Source organism: Kocuria rosea, from assembly GCF_006094695.1.
GTDB lineage: Bacteria > Actinomycetota > Actinomycetes > Actinomycetales > Micrococcaceae > Kocuria > Kocuria rosea.
In genome coordinates, this window is record NZ_CP035103.1 from 2,319,916 (window position 1) to 2,337,675 (window position 17,760).

Sequence of the window (17,760 nt, forward strand, 5' to 3'; positions counted from 1 at the left end):
CGGCCGGGGGCTCCGTCGCGCAGGACACGACGCAGCTCCCGGCCGCACTGCCTGGATGTCCGCCCTGGGGCGGGAGGTCGTTCCCAGCCTACCAACGCCGCCGCCGGTGTCGAGGCGCCCGGCCCGTCGGCCCGCCCCGGACGTGCGACGGCGCGGGCCGCCCCCTCCCTCTCGGAAGGGGGCGGCCCGCGCCGCGGGACCGTGGGGCCCGGTGCCGTCCTACAGGGTGAGGTCGATGGCCCGGTCGGTCGGGGCCACGGGCTCGGGCAGACGGGTCGAGCCCATGAGGAACCGTTCGACGGCGGCCGCGCAGGCGCGGCCCTCGGCGATCGCCCAGACGACGAGGGACTGGCCGCGGCCGGCGTCGCCGCACGCGAAGACGCCGTCCACGCTGGTCATGTACCGGTCGTCCCGGGCCAGGTTGGTCCGGCCGTCCAGCTCGGCGCCGATCTGCTCGGTGATGTCCTCGGACTCGTTGCCGGTGAAGCCCAGGGCCAGGAAGACGAGGTCCGCCGGGATCACCCGCTCGGTGCCGCCCTTGGGGGCGCGCCGGCCGTCGGGCAGGTACTCGGTCTCGGCGACCTTCAGGCCGGTGAGCCTGCCGCCCTCCCCCACGAACTCCACGGTGGAGGCCATGTAGGTGCGGTCGCCGCCCTCCTCGTGGGAGGTCGAGACCTCGAAGACCTTGGGCATCATGGGCCACGGGTCGGCGTCGGAGCGGTCCGCGGCGGGCTTGCGCCCGATCGCCAGGGACGTGATCGACGCCGCGCCCTGGCGGTTGGCGGTGCCGATGCAGTCCGAGCCGGTGTCGCCGCCGCCCAGGACGATGACGTGCTTGCCCGCCGCGGAGATCTGGTCCTCGACCTCGTCCCCGGCCACCACGCGGTTGCCCTGCACCAGGTAGTCCATCGCGAAGTGGACGCCGTCCAGGTCCCGGCCCGGGATCTCGAGGTCCCGCGGCCGGGTGGCGCCGGTGGCGACCACCACGGCGTCGTAGCGGCGCTTGAGCTGGTCCCAGGTGATGTCCTTGCCGATCTCCACCCCGGGGCGGAAGCGGGTGCCCTCGGCGCGCATCACGTCGAGGCGCCGGTCGAGGACCTCCTTCTCCATCTTGAAGTCGGGGATGCCGTAGCGCAGCAGCCCGCCGATGCGGTCGTCGCGCTCGTAGACCGCCACCGTGAACCCGGCCTGGGTCAGCTGCTGGGCGACCGCGAGGCCGCCGGGCCCGGAGCCCACGACCGCCACGGTCTTGCCGACCAGGCGCTGGGGCACGTACGGCTTGACGATGCCCTCGTCGAAGCCCATTTCCCCGATCGAGTACTCGATCTGCTTGATGGTCACCGCCGGCTGGTTGATGCCGAGCACGCACGAGGACTCGCACGGGGCCGGGCAGACCCGCCCGGTGAACTCCGGGAAGTTGTTGGTGGCGTGCATGCGCTCGACCGCCTCGGCGTCGAGGCCCCGCCACACGAGGTCGTTCCACTCGGGGATCAGGTTGCCGAGGGGGCAGCCCTCGTGGCAGAAGGGGATCCCGCAGTCCATGCACCGGCCGGCCTGCTTCTGCAGGACCCCCCGGTCCTGGGCCTCCTGGACCTCCTTCCAGTCCATGATCCGGACGGGCACCGGCCGCTTGGGGCGGTCGACGCGCTCGGTCACCTTCATGAAACCGCGCGGATCAGCCACGGGTCGTCACCTCCAGGATCTTGTGCCAGGCCTCGTCGCCGTCGGGGTCCTGCCCCTGGGTCCGGGCCTCTTCGCGGATGCCCTGCACGGCGGCGTACTCCCGCGGCAGGACCTTGGTGAAACGCCCGAGCGTGGCCACGGGGTCGGCCAGGAGCCGGTCCGCGAGCTCGGAGCCCGTCTCCTCGGCGTGCTTCGTGATGAGCGCCAGCACGACTTCGGCGTCCGCCTCGTCCAGGGGCAGCAGCTGCAGCTCGCCGCCGTCGCGCGCCTGCTTGTTGACCGAGGTCTCGGCGAGGTCGATGACGTAGGCCACGCCGCCGGACATGCCGGCGCCGAAGTTGCGCCCCGTGCGGCCGAGCACCAGGGCGGTGCCGCCGGTCATGTACTCGCAGCCGTGGTCGCCGATGCCCTCGACCACCGCCGTGGCGCCCGAGTTGCGCACCAGGAACCGCTCGCCCACGGTGCCGCGCAGGAAGATCTCCCCGCTCGTGGCGCCGTAGCCGATCACGTTGCCCGCGATGACGTTCTCGGAGGCCTCGAACACCGCGTCCCGCTCGGGGCGCACGATGATCCGCCCCCCGGACAGGCCCTTGCCGCTGTAGTCGTTGGCGTCGCCCTCGAGCCGCAGGGTGATGCCCTGCGGGAGGAACGCGCCGAGGGACTGGCCGGCCTGGCCCGTGAGCGTCACGTCGATGGTGTCGTGGGCGAGGACGTCCGTGCCGAACGTCCGCGTCACCACGTGGCCGAGCATCGTGCCGACCGCGCGGTCCGTGTTGATGATGTGCTGCTGGATCCGCACGGGCTCGCGCTTCTCCAGGGCGGCCCGGGAGAGCCGGATCAGCTCGTTGTCGAAGTGCTTCTCCAGCTCGTGGTCCTGGCCGCGCATGTTGCGCACCGCCGCGCCCCGGTGCTCGAGCACCGTGGAGTGCAGGATCGGCGAGAGGTCCAGCCCGTGCGCCTTCCAGTGGTCGATGGCGTCCTTGGTCTCGAGGACCTCGGCGTGCCCGACGGCCTCCTCGATCGAGCGGAACCCGAGCTGGGCCAGGTACTCCCGGACCTCCTCGGCGATGAACTCGAAGAAGTTCACCACGTGCTCGGCCCGCCCCGTGAACCGCTTGCGCAGCTCCGGGTTCTGGGTGGCCACGCCCACCGGGCAGGTGTCCAGGTGGCACTTGCGCATCATGATGCAGCCCTCGACGATCAGCGGCGCCGTGGCGAAGCCGAACTCCTCCGCGCCGAGCAGCGCGGCGACGATCACGTCCCGGCCGGTCTTCATCTGCCCGTCCGCCTGGACGACCACGCGGTCCCGCAGCCCGTTGAGCATCAGCGTCTGCTGGGTCTCGGCGAGGCCGAGTTCCCAGGGGGCGCCGGCGTGCTTGAGGGAGTTCAGCGGGGCCGCGCCCGTGCCGCCGTCGTGCCCGGAGACGAGCACCACGTCCGCCTTGGCCTTGGTGACGCCCGAGGCCACGGTGCCGATGCCGATCTCGGAGACCAGCTTGACGTGCACCCGGGCCTGCGGGTTGGAGCGCTTGAGGTCGTAGATCAGCTGCGCCAGGTCCTCGATCGAGTAGATGTCGTGGTGCGGCGGCGGCGAGATCAGGGACACGCCCGGGGTGGAGTGGCGCGTGCGGGCGATCCACGGGTACAGCTTCTGGGCCATGAGCTGGCCGCCCTCGCCGGGCTTCGCGCCCTGGGCCATCTTGATCTGGATGTCGTCGGCGTTGGTCAGGTACAGGCTCGTGACGCCGAACCGGCCGGAGGCCACCTGCTTGATCGCCGAGCGCCGCTGCGGGTCGAGCAGCCGGTCGACGTCCTCGCCGCCCTCACCGGTGTTGGACTTCGCGCCGAGCCGGTTCATCGCGATCGCCAGGGTCTCGTGCGCCTCCTGGGAGATGGAGCCGTAGCTCATCGCCCCGGTCTGGAAGCGCTTGACGATCGAGCTGACGGGCTCGACCTCCTCGAGCGGCACCGGCTTGCGGTCCGCGGTGAAGCCGAGCAGCCCGCGCAGGGTCAGCAGCTTCTTCGTCTGGTCGTCCACGAGCTTCGTGTAGGACTTGAAGATGTCGTAGCGGCCGGTGCGGGTGGCGTGCTGCAGCCGGAAGACGGTCTGGGGGTTGAACAGGTGCGGCGGGCCGTCCCGGCGCCAGTCGTACTCGCCGCCGGTCTCGAGGTCCCGGTGGGGCTCGGTCACGCCGTCCGCCGGGTACGCCCGGCGGTGGCGGGAGGCCGTCTCCTCCGCGATCACGTCGAGGCCGATGCCGCCGATCTGGGTGTGGGTGCCGGTGAAGTAGTCGTCCACGAGCTCGCGCGACAGGCCGAGGGCCTCGAAGACCTGGGCGCCGCAGTAGGAGGAGACCGTGGAGATGCCCATCTTGGACATGATCTTCTGCACGCCCTTGCCCAGGGCCTTGATCAGGTTGTGCACCGCGTGCTCGGTGGTGATCCCGGTGAGGTCGCCCGAGCGGACCAGCTCCTCCGCGGACTCCATCGCCAGGTAGGGGTTCACCGCGGACGCGCCGTAGCCGATGAGCAGTGCCACGTGGTGGACCTCGCGCACGTCACCCGCCTCCACGACCAGCGCCACCTTGGTGCGGGTCGCGGAGCGCAGGAGGTGGTGGTGCACGGCCGAGGTGAGCAGCAGCGACGGGATCGGGGCCCACGCGCCGTTGGAGTCGCGGTCGGAGACGATCACGTACTCGACGCCGCGGGCCACCGCCGCGGAGACCTTCTCGCAGATCTCCGCGATCCGGGCGCGCAGGGACTCCGCGCCGCCGTCGGGGCGGTACAGGCCCCGCACCTTGAGGGCCGCGGGCATCCCGTCCTCGCCCTCGAGGTGCAGGAACTGGTCGAGCTGGTCGTTGTCGATGACCGGGAAGTCCACCGCGACCTGGCGGGTGCGGACCCGCTCGGTGGTCAGCAGGTTGCCGGAGGGGCCCACGGAGCCGCGCAGGCTCGTGACGAGCTCCTCGCGGATGGCGTCCAGCGGGGGGTTGGTGACCTGGGCGAAGGACTGCACGAAGTAGTCGAACAGGGTGCGGGACTTCTCGGAGAGCACGGCGATCGGGGTGTCGGTGCCCATCGCGTAGATGGGCTCGGCGCCCTTGGCCGCCATGGGCCCGACGATCATCTTCAGCTCCTCCTGCGTGTACCCGAAGGTCTTCTGGCGCAGGGTGATGGAGGAGCGCGGGTGGATCATGTGCTCGCGCTCGGGGAGGTCCGTGATGTCGACGATGTTGCTGTCGGCCCACTCCTCCCACGGGGCGGCGGAGGCGATCTGGGCCTTGATCTCGGCGTCCTCGACGATCCGGCCCTGCGCGGTGTCCACGAGGAACATCGTGCCCGGGGACACGCGGCCCTTGCGCACGATCTTGCGGTCCCCGACGTCGACGACGCCGACCTCCGAGGCGAAGACGACCAGGCCGTCGTCCGTGACCCAGAACCGGCCGGGGCGCAGCCCGTTGCGGTCCAGCAGGGACCCGACCTGCACGCCGTCGGTGAAGGCCACCGCGGCGGGCCCGTCCCACGGCTCCATGAAGGAGGCGTGGTAGCGGTAGAACGCCTTGCGGGCGGGGTCCATGGTCTCGTGGTTCTCCCAGGCCTCCGGGATCATCATCATCATGGCCTGGGTGACCGGGCGGCCGGAGAGCACGAGCAGCTCGGCGACCTCGTCCAGGGACTGCGAGTCGGAGGCGCCCTCCGAGCAGATCGGGAACAGCTCCTCGGGGTTGCGGCCCAGCAGCGGGGACTTCAGCTGCGACTGGCGGGCGCGCATCCAGTTCCGGTTGCCCTTGACGGTGTTGATCTCGCCGTTGTGCGCGAGCGTGCGCATGGGCTGGGCCAGCGGCCACGAGGGGAAGGTGTTGGTGGAGAACCGGGAGTGCACGATCGCGAGCTCGGTGGTGAACCGCTCGTCGGACAGGTCCGGGTAGAAGGGCTCGAGCTGCTGGGTGGTCAGCATGCCCTTGTAGACGATCGTGCGCGAGGACAGCGAGGGGAAGTAGACGCCGGACCGGTTCTGGGCGCGCTTGCGCAGCCGGAACGCCTTCTGGTCCAGGCGCCGCCGGGCGGCCTCGTCCTCGGGGGCCGGCGTGGTCTCGGCCACGAAGAGCTGCACGAAGTAGGGCATGACCTCCCGCGCGGACCGGCCCACCACGGACTCGGCGATCGGGACGGGCCGCCAGCCGAGGACCTGCAGCTCCTCGGAGCGCGCGAGATCCTCGAGGGCGCCCTGGATCCGCTCCGCGTTCTCCCCGCCGTGCGGGAGGAACGCGGTGCCCACGGCGTAGCCGCCCAGGGGCGGCAGCTCGAAGTCCAGCACGGCGCGGAAGAACGCGTCCGGCAGCTGGGTCAGCAGCCCGGCGCCGTCACCGGTGCCCTCGTCGCCGCCCACGGCGCCGCGGTGCTCCAGGTTGCGCAGTGCCGTCAGCGCCGCGTCGACGATCTCGTGGCTCGGGGCGCCGTTGAGGGTCGCGACCACGGCGAGGCCGCACGCGTCCTTCTCCTCGTCCGGGTGGTAGAGGCCCTGCTCCTCGGGCGCGTTGGAGAACTGCTCGAACGGGGACTCCGGCTGCTCCTGCGCGGTCTCGGCGGGATCGGCCGGACGCGGGTCCGTGCCGCCCTGGGCGGAAGTGTCACCGGGGGTGCCGGCCGGGGTAGAGGTCATGACTGACGTCTCCTCACCATGGGATGCGGTCAACAGGAGCGGCCCCCGCGGCAGAGCTCCGGTCGGGAGGTGCCGCCGGATCGTGAGCTGCCGCCGACGTCCTCGAGCAGTGGTCGAAGAGGTGCCGGGCGGCGGAAGGGCCCCGTTCCAGGAATGTCCGACGATGGACGATCGTGGCGTGCACCGGAGCGGTGGACGTGGTTCACCCGTCCGCCCGTCAGGCGCTGGAAAAATCTAGCACTCAGATGTTACAGCTCTGAAAACTCTCCGGCCAGGAGCCCCGGTGCGGCCCCCGGTGCGGTATCAGGCGCGCGAGGGCTCCACCGCGGCGCCGCGGGCCCTGCGGCGGCGGAGCACCGCCGCCGCGAAGAGGGCCAGCCCGAGCAGCACGAGCCCCAGGGCGGTCCACACGTGCACGCGCAGGCCCAGCACCATGAGGGACGGGTCGATCCGCAGGAACAGCTCGATGAGCATCCGGCCCAGGCCGTAGTGGACCAGGTAGAGCGCGAAGAGGCGGCCGCCGTCCAGGCGGAACCGCCGGTCCAGGGCCAGCAGGAGCACCACGCCGAGCAGGTTCCACAGGGACTCGTAGAGGAACGTGGGGTGGAAGAGCGTGTCGGCCGGCAGCCCGGCCGGGAAGTTCGGGCTGCCGGGGTCGATCTCGAGGCCCCACGGCAGGGTGGTGGGCCGGCCGAAGAGCTCCTGGTTGAACCAGTTGCCCCAGCGCCCGATCGCCTGCGCGAGGAGCAGGCCGGGTGCCGCGGCGTCGGCGAAGACGGCCAGGGAGACGTTGTTGCGGCGGCACACCCACCACGCGGCCGCCGCGCCGAAGGCCACGGCCCCCATGATCCCGAGGCCTCCCTCCCAGATCCGCAGCGCGTCGACGGGGTCGGCGCCCGGGCCGAAGTAGCCGGCCGGGTCGGTGATGAGCACGTGGTAGGCGCGGGCGCCCACGATCCCGGCGGGAACGGCCCACATCACGATGTCCCACACGATCTCCGGGTCCAGCCCCCGGGCCGCCCAGCGGCGCGTGGTCAGCCACAGCGCCGCCGCGATGCCCGCGAGGATGCACAGCGCGTAGGCGTGCACGGTCAGCGGGCCGAGCGAGAAGCCGGACCAGTCCGGGGAGGGGATGCCCTGCCGGAGCGGGGCGCTCATCAGGGCGGGCACGGGGGGAACGGCGCTCAGCAGCATGCGGTGGGGCCTCGGCTCGTGGGGTCGTCGGGACGGGCGGCCCCGCCCGGAGGAGGGCGGGGCGCCACGTCACGCTATCAGGCGCGCCCGGCCAGTTCCCGGGCCAGCGCGCCCACGGCCTCGGGGCCGCCGTCGGCCAGCGCCTGCACGAGGGCGGTGCCCACGATGACGCCGTCCGCGTAGGCCCCGATCTCCTCGACGTGCTCCCGGCGGGAGACGCCCAGGCCCACGCACACGTGCTGGGCCCCGGCGGCGCGGGTGTCCGCCACGAGCTTCTCGGCGACGTCGGAGACGGCGTCCCGGGCGCCGGTGACACCCATCACGGAGACCGCGTAGACGAAGCCGCTCGCGGCCTTGACCACCAGGTCGAGCCGCTCCCGCGAGGAGGAGGGCGCCACCAGGAAGATCCGGTCCAGGCCGTGGGCCTGGGACGCGGCGAACCACTCCCGGGCCTCGTCGGGGATCAGGTCGGGGGTGATCATCCCCGCTCCCCCGGCCTCGGCGAGCCGGCGGGCGAACGTGTCGACGCCCATCTGCAGGACGGGGTTCCAGTAGGTCATCACCACGGGCACCGCGTCGGTGCGCTCGGCCACGGCACGGACCACGCGGAACACGTCGGCCACCCGGAACCCGTTGGCGAGGGCCGTGGTGGTCGCGTGCTGGATCACCGGCCCGTCCATGACGGGGTCCGAGTACGGGATGCCGATCTCGATGACGTCGGCGCCGTTGGTGCCCAGGGCCACGGCCGCCTCGATGGACTCGTCGACGGTCGGGAAGCCGGCGGGGAGGTAGCCGACGAGGGCCGGCCGGCCCTGGTCCCGGCACTCGGCGATGCGCGCGGCGAGCCTCGAGCCGGGGTCGGCGCTCAGGCCCGGCGGCAGGAGGCGGGAGGCGAGGTCCGCCCCGGGGGTCTCGTGTCGGGTGGTGCTCACAGTCGCTCGCCCTTCTCACCGAGCTCGGCCTCGGCGCTGTCGTCCGGGAGCATCCCGAACCATTCCGCGGCGGTCGCCACGTCCTTGTCGCCGCGCCCGGAGAGGGAGACCACGATGATCTTCTCCGCGGCCGCCTCCGGCCCGAGCTCCTCCACCCAGCGCCGGCCGATCTTCAGCGCGCCGGCCAGGGCGTGGGAGGTCTCGATGGCGGGGATGATGCCCTCGGTGCGGCACAGGAGCCGGAAGGACTCCATCGCCTCCACGTCGGTGATCGCCTCGTAGCGCGCCCGCCCGATGTCGTGCAGGTAGGAGTGCTCGGGGCCCACGGCCGGGTAGTCCAGGCCCGCGGAGATCGAGTGGGACTCGAGCGTCTGCCCGTCCTCGTCCTGCATGAGGTAGGTCCGGGCGCCGTGCAGCACCCCGGGGCGGCCCAGCGAGATCGTGGCGGCGTGGCGTCCGGACTCCACGCCGTCCCCGCCGGCCTCGAGGCCGTAGAGCTCCACCGAGGGGTCGTCCAGGAAGCCGTGGAAGATGCCGATCGCGTTGGACCCGCCGCCCACGCAGGCCGCGACGGCGTCCGGGAGGCGCCCGGCCTGGGCCAGGATCTGCTCGCGGGTCTCCTCGCCGATCTGCTCGTGGAAGTAGCGGACCATCGCGGGGAACGGGTACGGCCCCGCCGCGGTGCCCAGCAGGTAGTGGGTGTGCTCGACGGAGGCGACCCAGTCCCGCAGGGCCTCGTTGATCGCGTCCTTCAGCGTGCGGGAGCCGTTGGTCACGGGCACCACGGTGGCTCCCAGCAGCTCCATGCGCGCGACGTTGAGGGCCTGGCGCCGGGTGTCCTCCTCGCCCATGTAGACCACGCACTCCATGCCGAACAGGGCGGCGGCGGTGGCCGAGGCCACGCCGTGCTGGCCGGCGCCGGTCTCGGCGATCAGCCGGGTCTTGCCCATCCGGCGCGCCAGCAGGGCCTGGCCGAGCACGTTGTTGATCTTGTGCGAGCCGGTGTGGTTGAGGTCCTCCCGCTTGAGGAAGATCCGGCACCCGGCCTCGGCGGCGAAGCGCTGGGCCTCGGTGAGCAGGGAGGGCCGGTTCGAGTAGTCGCGGGAGAGCCGCTGGAACTCCGCAGTGAACTCCGGGTCGGCCTTCGCCTTCTCGAACACGTCCGTGAGCTCGTCGAGCGCGGCGATGAGGGACTCGGGCATCCACCGGCCCCCGAAGTCCCCGAAGTACGGCCCGGGGGCCTCGCGCAGGGAGGCGGCCTCCGCGGCGACGGCCTCCGCCTCGGCCTCGGGGACGTGCCGCCGGGCGCGCGCGGCGGCACCGGCCGCGCGGAAGGCCGCGATGGTGGACGCGGGCTCGGCGCTGCGCACGAGGGCCTCGCCGACCAGGACGGCCTTGGCACCGTGCGAGGCGTAGAGGGCGATCTGCTCCTCGCCCTCGACGCCGGACTCGGCCACGATCACCGCGTCCTGGGGCAGGAGGCCGGCGAGCCGGCCGAAGGTCTCGACGTCGGTGTCGAGGGTCTTGAGGTTGCGGACGTTGACGCCCACGATGCGGGCGCCCACGGCGACCGCCCGCTCGATCTCCTCGGGCGTGTGCGTCTCCACCAGGGCGTGCATGCCCAGCTCGTGGGTCAGCGCGAGGAAGCGGCGCAGCTCGTCGTCGGAGAGGGCGGCGACGATCAGCAGGACGAGGTCGGCCCCGTGGGCGCGCGCCTCCCAGATCTGGTACTCGTCGACCGTGAAGTCCTTGCGCAGCACGGGCACCCCCACCGCCGCGCGCACGGCGTCGAGGTCCGCCAGGGAGCCGTTGAAGCGTCGCTGCTCCGTCAGCACGGAGATCACCGAGGCCCCGCCGTGCTCGTAGGCCGCGGCCAGGCGCGCCGGGTCCTCGATCGGGGCCAGCGCGCCCTTGGAGGGGCTCGAGCGCTTGACCTCGGCGATGACCTGCACGGCGTCCGTGCTGGGTCCCCGGAGCGCCGACTCGGCGTCCAGGGCCGGCGGCCGCTGCGCGGCGGCCCGGCGGAGCTCGTCGAGGCCGACGCGCTCACGGCGCTCCGCGAGATCCGCCCGGACGCCCTCGATGATGGCGTCCAGGACCGTCCCGGTGCTCTGTTGCGACATGGTTTCCTGTCCTCTCGGCGGCGCTGGCCGCGCTGGTGCGTTCGTGGGCCGCGCCCGGACCGGGCGGGGACGGCGACCGGTCCCTTCCGGGGGCCGGTCGGCCCGTGCGCGTGCCGCGCTCCCGGGGCCGGCCCGGTCTCAGCCCTGGTGCTGGCGGGCCTCGTGCTTGCGCTGCTCGGAGCCGCTGCCGTGGCCCATCCTGCTCAGCACGGCGCCGGCGACGAGCCCGACGACGACCAGCACGATGCCCGCGATCAACAGGGCGGTGCTGCCCACCGTGAAGCCCACCACGCCGACGATGACGCCCACCGACATGATGCCGACGGTCACCCACGCGGCCAGCGTGTTGCCGTGCCCCACGAAGCCGGTGTGGTCGAGGACGATCTCGTTTCCGTTTGCCATGTTGTTGCACTCCCGATTTCCCTGCCGGAGCCGGCCGGCTCCGCGCGCACGGCCCCGGCGGGGCGCGGCGGTTGCTGACAGTCTGTCCCGTCCCATTGTGCCACCCCTCGGCCCGCGCCCGCGCACGCCCCACGGGGCCCCGGGGCGCCCGCTGCCCCGCCGCGGCGGGCCCGGGCCCCGGGGCGGGCAGGGTGCTCAGGCGGTGGGGTCGTGGCCCTCGGTGAGGGCGTCCCACGAGTCGATCTCGTCGCCGGAGCGGGCCGTCGCGGCCGGGGGCCCGTCCGCCCCGGAGCGCTCGTAGCGCCGGGCCGCGGTCCAGGTGCGGCCGGCCACGAGGGCCCAGGCGCCGCACAGCGCCACGAGCGCCGAGGCGGCCGCCGCGAGCGGGGGCCAGGCGGTGACGGCGAAGTCGCCGCCGGCGTTGATCATGCCGGTGGCCTCGCCCACGGCGGTCTGCGCGGCCCCGGCCGGATCGGCCAGCACGGCCACGGACGCGGCCAGTGCGCCGAGGCCGGCGAGCACGACCACCACGGACACCACGGTGCGCAGCACCCGGCCGGAGATCGCCGTGGTGAGGGCACCGGCGGCCGCGACGAGCCCGAGGGCGGTGACGGCCGGCGCGGCGTCGGACCCGGCGACGTCCACGGTCACGGGCTCGAGCGTGGTCTGCACCGTGGCGGAGACCCAGGTGGCGGCCGAGCAGGCGAACACGGCCAGGGCGGCGACCAGGGTGGCGAGCACCACCGTGGACCGCCGGGACAGCGCCGCCCGCCGGGAGCCGCGGGCCTCAGGCACGCCCGGCGCCCGTCTCCGGCACGGCCACCCGGTCGAGGTCCAGGGCGTGCAGCCGCTCGGCGAGCAGCACCGCCCGCAGCGGTGCGGTGGCCTTGTTGAGGGACTCGAGGGCCTCGGTCTCGGGGTCGGAGTCGGCGACGATCCCGCCGCCGGCCTGGACGTAGGCCTTGCCGTCGACGAGCAGGGCCGTGCGGATGGCGATGGCCATGTCCATGTCCCCCGCGAAGTCGAGGTAGCCGACCACGCCGCCGTAGACGGCGCGGCGCAGGGGCTCGTACTCGTCGAGCAGGCGCAGGGCCCGGGGCTTGGGCGCCCCGGAGAGGGTGCCGGCGGGGAACGTCGCGGCGAGCACGTCGTAGGCGGTGGCGTCCGGGCGCATCCGGCCGACGACGTTGGAGCACAGGTGCATGATGTGGCTGAAGCGCTCCACCTCCATGAACTCCGTGACCTCCACCGAGCCCGGGACGGCGATCTTGGAGATGTCGTTGCGCGCGAGGTCCACGAGCATGAGGTGCTCGGAGCGCTCCTTCTCGTCCTGGAGCAGGTCCCGCTCCAGCGCCAGGTCCTCCTCGACCGTGCGCCCGCGCGGGCGGGACCCGGCGATGGGGTGGGTCACCGCCTGGTCCCCCGTGACGGTCACGAGCGCCTCCGGGGAGGAGCCGACGATCGAGAAGGGACGGCCGCCGGCGTCCTCGAAGCTGTACAGGTACATGTACGGGCTGGGGTTGATGGCGCGCAGCATGCGGTAGACGTCGAGGGAGTCGGCCGTGCACTCGGTCTCGAAGCGCCGGGAGACGACCACCTGGAAGATGTCCCCGTCCACGATGGCCTTCTTGCCCTCCACGATGGAGTTCATGAACAGGGTGCGGTCCCAGCTCTGGTCGACCTTGGACTCGAGGTCCCCCCGGATCTCGTCGCTGCCGGTGAGCGTCGAGGCCGTGCCGTGGCCGAGGGGCCGGGCGAGCCGCTCGAGCATCGCGTGCACCCGGTCCACGGCGTCGGCCCAGGCCTCGTCGACGCGCTCGTCGGTGTCGTCGAAGTTGATCGCGTTGGCCACGAGCATCACGGTGCCGTCCGTGTTGTCGTGGATAGCGATGTCCGAGACCAGGTTCATGGCCAGCTCGGGGATGCGCAGGTCGTCCTCCGGCGGGTGCGGGAGCTTCTCCCAGCGGCGCACGGCCTCCCAGCCGACGAAGCCCACGAGCCCGGAGGTCAGCGGGGGGACGTCCTCGAAGCGCTCCGTGTGCAGCAGCGCCATGGTGTCCCGCAGCGCCTCGACGGGATTGCCGCCGGTGGGGGCGCCGGCCGGGGCCTGCCCGATCCAGTGCGCCTCGCCGTCCCGGGCGGTGAGCGTGGCCCGCGAGTTGGCGCCGATGAAGGAGTAGCGGGACCAGACGCCGCCCTCGGCGGCGGACTCGAGGAGGAACGTGCCCGCCCGGGCCGCCCCGTCCTCGAGGGCGAGGGCCCGGTAGAGACCGATCGGGGTCATGGCGTCCGCGAGGATCTTGACGCGGACGGGGATGACGCGGCGCTCCGCGGCGAGCGCGCGGAACTCCTCGAGCGTGGGGCTGATGCTGCCCAGGTCCTGCATGGGTGTCGACCTGACTTCCTGGTGGCGGACGGGAGGGAGGAGGGTGGCGGGGCTCAGACGGCGGCGACGGCGCCGAGGTCGCGGCCGTCGAAGCAGCTGCGGGTGCCGGTGTGGCAGGCCGCCCCGGTCTGGTCGACCCGGACGAGGAGGGCGTCGCCGTCGCAGTCGAGGCTCACGCTGTGCACGGCCTGGACGTGCCCGGACGTGTCGCCCTTGCGCCAGTACTCCTGGCGGGAGCGGGACCAGAACGTCACGCGGCCCTCCGTGAGGGTGCGGCGCAGGGCCTCGTCGTCCATCCAGCCCAGCATGAGCACCTCGAGGGTGTCGTGCTGCTGCACCACGGCGGCCACGAGGCCCGAGGGGTCGCGCTTGAGCCGCCGGGCCACGGCGGGGTCGAGGACGTCGGTTCCAGTGTCGGGGGTCTGCTCGCTCATCGCCACCCATCCTATCGACCTGTCCGGGCGGCCCGGCCCCCGGCGTCCCCCGGCGTTCGCCGGGGACCGCCGGAGCCGTCAGGGGGCCTCCGGCCGGGCACACCACCGGAGCCCGTCCGTGTCCTCGCCCGTGTCTTCGCCCGTGTCCTCGTACTCGTCGGGGGACCCCCCGGTGTCCGCGTGGCCGAGCAGCCGGCGGGTCAGCGCCTCCCGACCGGAGAGGAGCTCGTCGAGGGCGGCGGACAGGTCCGCGTCCGCCGCGTCCTCGCCCCGGACCGCCGCCGCGAGGACGGCCCGGCGGACCAGCTCCTTCGGGAAGGAGCCGGTGGTCCCCTCCGCGCGCACCGCCGCGGCGTCGAGGGCGGCGGCGGAGAACCGCTGCTCCCCCGCGTACCGCCGGAACAGCCGGGACCGGGCGTCCGCGTCCGGCAGCGGCACCTCGACCGCGAGGTCCACGCGCCCGGGGCGCTCGGCGAGCGCCCGCTCCAGCACGGCCACGCGGTTCGTCGTGAGGACGAACGCGACGTCGGCGTCGCCGTCGAGCCCGTCCAGGGCGTCGAGCACCTCGAAGAGCATCGGCTGGGGCCCGGGCCCGAGGTCCCGGTCCATCGCCACGAGGTCGACGTCCTCGAGCACCACGATCGACGGCTGGAAGGTGCGGGCCACCTCGGCGGCGGCCCCGATGAGGTGCAGGCCCGACCCGGTCAGCAGGATCGCCGTGGTCCCCGGGGTGACGGAGAGCAGGTGCCGGACCGTGAGGGTCTTGCCGGTCCCCGGCGGGCCGTGGAGCAGGATCCCGCGCTTGAGGTGCTGGCCCGCGGCCCGGAGCGCGTCGCGGTGCTCCCCGATGCCCACGACGTGCCCCACGACCTGCTCCAGCAGGCCCGGGGCCAGCACGATCTCGTCGGCGGGCACGTGCGGGCGCGGCAGGAACGTGGCCCCGGCCTCGCTGCCGTACTCGGTGGCGGCGAACGAGAGCACCTGGCCGCGCAGCACGCTGCGCTCGAGCATCAGCGCCCGCAGCCGGGCGAGGAACGTGCCGCAGACGGCGGGGTCCGCGGCGAGCACCTCCAGGACCACCTGCGACCGGCCGTACTCGGGCCGGGGCATGCGCTGGAGCACGGCCACCGGCACCCCGTCCACGGTGAGGCACCGGATGCCGAACGCGACGACCTGCCGCTCGGTGGCCGGGCCCGTGGCCCGGGTCGCGTAGTCGACGGGGCCGATGTCGGCCCCGGAGTACGGGGCCGTGAGCAGCTCGGCGAGGCCGAGGTCGTCGCGGCTCCGGCCGCCGCTGACGCCGAGGAGGGAGCCCGGCCCGTCCCCCGCCAGCTCGGCGAGGGCGATGTCGACGTCCGCCAGGCGGTGCGGGGCGAAGTCCTCCTGGACCACCGGCAGGGTGCGCACGTCCGCGCCGAGCACCGCGGACAGGTGCCGCCCGAGCGGCGTGGGCTCGTCCCCGCGCTCGGGCGGCAGGGCGGCGAGGCGGTCCACCAGGCGCCGGACCGAGCGCAGGAGCTGGGCGTCGTCCGGATCAGGGACCGGGCCGGCGGGAGAGGAGTCGTCCATGGGCCGACCCTACCGGGACGGTGGGCAGACGGGTGGCGGCGACGGTCAGGAAGGACACCGCGAGGATCAGCACGGACAGCCCGAGGGCGTAGGTGCCCACCGCGCGATAGCCGCCCACCAGGGCGGGGTCGAGGAAGAAGTACGGGTACCAGCCCATCAGCTGCCCCCGCACCAGCGTGTACACGGCCCACAGCGCCGGGAACACGGTGGACGCCCAGGTGGCGGCCCAGCGCAGCCGCCGGCGGCCCGGGCACAGCAGGAAGTCGGCCACGGCGTAGACCGGCAGCACGAAGTGCAGCACCTGCGAGGACAGCGGGACGAGGAAGAGGTGGCCGAACAGCTCCGCGTTGGCCAGCAGCACCCCGAACACCGCCCCGGAGACCACGGTGTAGGTGGTGGCCATCGCCCGGAGCCCGGTCAGCCAGCCCGGCTCCTGCGCCCCGGCGGCGGTGTGCAGGAGCGCCAGCAGCACGGCCAGGATCAGCAGCACGGCGCTGTGGACCGTGAAGTAGCTGAACAGGTTCGACCCCAGGCAGGTGCGCGTCACGAAGGCGCAGTCCGCCCGCGAGACCAGGGCCCAGACCGCGACGGCCAGGGCGCAGGCCCGGGCGGCGGCGACGACGACACGCACGTTCGTCCTCCTCCCGGCCCTCTGGGCTCCAGGATAGGAGTTCCGGCACCCGCAGGCCGTGCCCGCCCGCCCGTGGCCCTGCCGGGTCGGGCCGGCGGCGCCTATGGTGGGAGCAGGACCAGAGCGGCGACGGCGGGCGGGACCGAGACGATGCATCCCAGGGCGGCGACGGGGCGGCGCGCCGCCCCCGGCACGGCGGTGGCCGCGCTCGTCGTCGCGGTGCTGTGCGGATGCGGGAGCCCCGGCGCCCCGGGCCCGCCGACCGGCTCCCCCACGGCCGCGGCGCCCCCGGCCTCCCCCGCTGCGTCGACCGCTCCCGCCACGGACGTCACGTGGGGCGCCTATCCGGACCGCCGGGAGGCGTGCGCGGCGGTCGCCGACGACATCCTGGTGCTCGCGCTGCTGCCGGCCGGCCTCTCGGCGGGCCCGACCGTGGCGGAGGTGCAGGACGTCGAGGACGAGGTCGAGGCCGTGCGCGGGGCCGCTCCTCCGGCGCTGGCCGCGGACTACGCGCGGGTGCAGCTGCTGGTCGACTCCTACGGGGAGGACCTGGCGGAGGACCCCTCGGCGCGGTTCGACGGGCAGGCGCTCGACGAGGCGCTCGTCCCGGTGCGGGACTGGTTGGAGGGGACCTGCCGGGACGGCGACCGAGCCTGAGGTCTCAGCGGCGCAGCGTGGCGGCGGGCGGCTCCCCGAACCGGGCCCGGTAGGCGGTCGCGAAGCGCCCGGGATGGCCGAAGCCCCAGCGGGCGGCGACGGCCGCGACCGTCACGCCCCCGGCCGGGTCGGCCCGGAGCAGCTCCTGCCGGGCGGCGTCCAGGCGGGCCTCCCGCAGGTAGCCGACGGGGGTGCGCCCGAGCTCCCGGCGGAACGCGGCCTGCAGCCCCCGGGGGCTCATCCGTGCCGCCGCGGCGATCTCGGCGAGACCGACGTCCTCGTGCAGGTGCTCGTCGACGAAGGCGACCGCCCGGCGCACCTGCGCCGGCAGCGCCCGTGCGCTCTCCGACGGCGCCGGCTGCGCCAGGAAGGTGTTCGGGAAGCAGTGCAGCAGGGCACCGGCCAGCGACCGGAACGCCTCGGCCCGCACCAGGGGCGTGCGCAGCGCCTCCGCGTTGGGCAGCAGGTCCCGGTGGAAGTGCCGGACCTGGGCCAGCCAGTACCGCGTCATCTGCGCGGACACGGGCGTGCTGCCCGTGTCCGCGCAGCGCGAAGTCCGGCCGGCCGAGCAGGTTGCGCGCGATCGCCTCGACCGAGCGGGCGTCCAGGACCACGGTGCTCAGCTCCAGCAGCCCGTCCCACCGGCCGCCGTACAGACCCTGGGGCAGCAGGAACGGCAGGGTCGTGCCGATGCGCTCCTTCCCGGAGCTGACCGTCAGCCGCCCGGTCAGCACGTGCACGACCGAGTACGTGCCCGAGACGTCGCCCGTGCCGGAGGACTCCGAGGTGGACAGCCGGAACCGGTGCGCCAGGAGCGGGCCCGTCGAGGCCGCCGCCATGCGCAACTCGAACGAGCCGTCGGTGGGCGGGCGCATGCCGAGACCCGTGTAGAGCTCGGACATGGCGGCGATGCCCCGGTCGGCGTCGTTCGTGGCGAACGACGTCCGGCGGACCGGGTCCGCCGCGGGGCCGGAGTTCTCGCCCGGGGCGGACGGCTCGGTCGTGGTCATGGATGTCCTCGGCATGTGCAGGGCGGCCCCGTTCCGGGGCCGCCCCGCGTGCGGTGCGCTATCGGCGGTTGAGGAG

The 17,760-nt window shown here is 73.8% G+C and carries 14 protein-coding genes; 2 read left to right on the forward strand and 12 right to left on the reverse strand.

What is annotated here, in order from left to right; genetic code table 11:
• Positions 1-219: 219 nt before the first annotated feature.
• The 11 genes from EQG70_RS10750 to EQG70_RS10800 all read right to left on the reverse strand — a co-directional run bounded on the left by EQG70_RS10750 (position 220) and on the right by EQG70_RS10800 (position 16,017).
• Positions 220-1,683 (reverse strand): glutamate synthase subunit beta, encoded by a 1,464-nt coding sequence (locus EQG70_RS10750; protein ID WP_031283259.1) that lies wholly within the window; start codon positions 1,681-1,683, stop codon positions 220-222.
• Entirely contained in the window at positions 1,676-6,346 is a 4,671-nt protein-coding gene (gene gltB, locus EQG70_RS10755; protein ID WP_109243823.1) for a glutamate synthase large subunit, read from the reverse strand. The genes EQG70_RS10750 and gltB overlap by 8 nt, the downstream gene beginning before the upstream one ends.
• Before the next feature lie 303 nt (positions 6,347-6,649).
• Positions 6,650-7,540, reverse strand: a complete 891-nt coding sequence (lgt, locus tag EQG70_RS10760) for a prolipoprotein diacylglyceryl transferase (RefSeq protein WP_095651004.1) — start codon at positions 7,538-7,540, stop codon at positions 6,650-6,652.
• Between the two features lie 77 nt (positions 7,541-7,617).
• Positions 7,618-8,421, reverse strand: coding sequence for a tryptophan synthase subunit alpha (gene trpA / locus EQG70_RS10765; protein WP_052132747.1), 804 nt, complete (start codon positions 8,419-8,421; stop codon positions 7,618-7,620).
• Between the two features lie 47 nt (positions 8,422-8,468).
• Positions 8,469-10,595 carry a tryptophan synthase subunit beta gene (trpB, locus tag EQG70_RS10770; RefSeq protein WP_095651005.1) on the reverse strand — a complete coding sequence of 709 codons (2,127 nt, stop codon included), beginning with the start codon at positions 10,593-10,595 and terminating at the stop codon, positions 8,469-8,471.
• A 138-nt stretch (positions 10,596-10,733) separates the two neighbouring features.
• Complete coding sequence (locus EQG70_RS10775; protein ID WP_017833959.1) at positions 10,734-10,997, reverse strand: HGxxPAAW family protein; 264 nt, start codon at positions 10,995-10,997, stop codon at positions 10,734-10,736.
• A gap of 195 nt (positions 10,998-11,192) precedes the next feature.
• Complete coding sequence (locus EQG70_RS10780) at positions 11,193-11,792, reverse strand: Trp biosynthesis-associated membrane protein (RefSeq protein ID WP_095651006.1); 600 nt, start codon at positions 11,790-11,792, stop codon at positions 11,193-11,195.
• Positions 11,785-13,383, reverse strand: a complete 1,599-nt coding sequence (locus tag EQG70_RS10785; RefSeq protein WP_109268781.1) for an anthranilate synthase component I — start codon at positions 13,381-13,383, stop codon at positions 11,785-11,787. The genes EQG70_RS10780 and EQG70_RS10785 overlap by 8 nt, the downstream gene beginning before the upstream one ends.
• Before the next feature lie 53 nt (positions 13,384-13,436).
• A complete protein-coding gene (gene hisI / locus EQG70_RS10790; protein ID WP_017833956.1) occupies positions 13,437-13,817 on the reverse strand; it encodes a phosphoribosyl-AMP cyclohydrolase in 381 nt (126 codons plus the stop codon).
• Positions 13,818-13,895: 78 nt separating this feature from the next.
• Positions 13,896-15,386, reverse strand: coding sequence for an AAA family ATPase (locus tag EQG70_RS10795; protein WP_109268780.1), 1,491 nt, complete (start codon positions 15,384-15,386; stop codon positions 13,896-13,898).
• Positions 15,352-16,017 carry a Pr6Pr family membrane protein gene (locus tag EQG70_RS10800; protein WP_109243819.1) on the reverse strand — a complete coding sequence of 222 codons (666 nt, stop codon included), beginning with the start codon at positions 16,015-16,017 and terminating at the stop codon, positions 15,352-15,354. Before EQG70_RS10800 ends, EQG70_RS10795 begins: the two co-directional genes overlap by 35 nt.
• Before the next feature lie 150 nt (positions 16,018-16,167).
• Between EQG70_RS10800 and EQG70_RS10805 the strand changes: the two genes are divergently transcribed.
• On the forward strand, positions 16,168-16,674 hold the full coding sequence (locus EQG70_RS10805; RefSeq protein ID WP_109243818.1) for a hypothetical protein: 507 nt from the start codon (positions 16,168-16,170) through the stop codon (positions 16,672-16,674).
• A 4-nt stretch (positions 16,675-16,678) separates the two neighbouring features.
• On the opposite strand, the gene EQG70_RS10810 is transcribed toward EQG70_RS10805, so the two are convergent.
• The gene (locus EQG70_RS10810) at positions 16,679-17,197 is read right to left on the reverse strand and encodes a helix-turn-helix domain-containing protein (RefSeq protein ID WP_208746198.1); all 519 of its coding nucleotides are present in this window, start codon (positions 17,195-17,197) and stop codon (positions 16,679-16,681) included.
• Positions 17,198-17,358: 161 nt separating this feature from the next.
• Here EQG70_RS10810 and EQG70_RS10815 point away from each other — a divergent pair, with 161 nt between their 5' ends.
• Positions 17,359-17,565, forward strand: coding sequence for a hypothetical protein (locus EQG70_RS10815; protein ID WP_109268779.1), 207 nt, complete (start codon positions 17,359-17,361; stop codon positions 17,563-17,565).
• The last annotated feature ends 195 nt before the right edge of the window (positions 17,566-17,760 follow it).